The following is an 866-nucleotide window of genomic DNA, read 5'->3' on the forward strand; positions in this document are numbered from 1 at the left end:
CGCGATCGAACACGATGCGAAATCATGATCGACTACGGTGCGAACTGGCGATCGATCACCGTGCGAATATGCAAGTGGCAAGGGCTGGTGATTCAGTAACGTGTGGCAAGGATGGCAAGGTTTATCAGATAATGGGGTCCGTTCCTAAAATGTCTTACAAAGGTATCGGTCTTGCTGGCTCCATCCACAGTAAGAGCACCTGCCCCTGCATGGCGGAATTGCTTCCCTCCTGTGTAAAAGCAAAATACAGCACCGATCACATGGTCCTGAGCCCTTCAGCTATGCGGGCTTCAGTGTTTGATTTAGGTACGCCACAACATGCGCAAGCCGCACATAAACCCGTGAAACATCAGGAAGAAAAATTACCTTCTACTTGCGCCTGTGATCGGGATATCACTATGGATGAATTTAAAAAGATCGCAACAGGTTGTAAAAACGAAACTGATTTAAAAAACTATCTTGATTTGCTGAATCTCTGGATGCCCTGGAATGGAATTACTACTTGTCGAACTAAAAGTCATTTTTTATCACAGATATGCTGTGAAACTGGTAACTTTAGTACCATGATAGAACATGGCGGAGACTCGAAGGATTACGCGCCTTACTACGGTCGTGGAATTATGCAATTAACAGAATATGAAAACTACAAAGCTTACGGAAACTATGCAAATCAAAATTTCACGAATGAAGCTAATAAGACGTATAATAAAATATCGGCTTTGCCATATTCATTTTTATCAGGTTTTTGGTATTTCTGCATTAATACCGATTGTTGTTCTTCAGCAGAAAAGGATGATTTCAATATGATTACCGCAAGAATCAATGGCGGTTTCAATGGCTACAATATAAGAAGAAATAAATTCAAT

The 866-nt window shown here is 41.2% G+C and carries 1 pseudogene; it reads left to right on the plus strand.

The window, feature by feature from the left end:
- Window positions 1-149: 149 nt before the first annotated feature.
- Window positions 150-866: pseudogene (locus DEO48_RS26585) on the plus strand (hypothetical protein); the annotation flags it as partial.

The organism is Enterobacter sp. CGMCC 5087 (assembly GCF_003144775.1).
Lineage (GTDB): Bacteria > Pseudomonadota > Gammaproteobacteria > Enterobacterales > Enterobacteriaceae > Enterobacter > Enterobacter cloacae_M.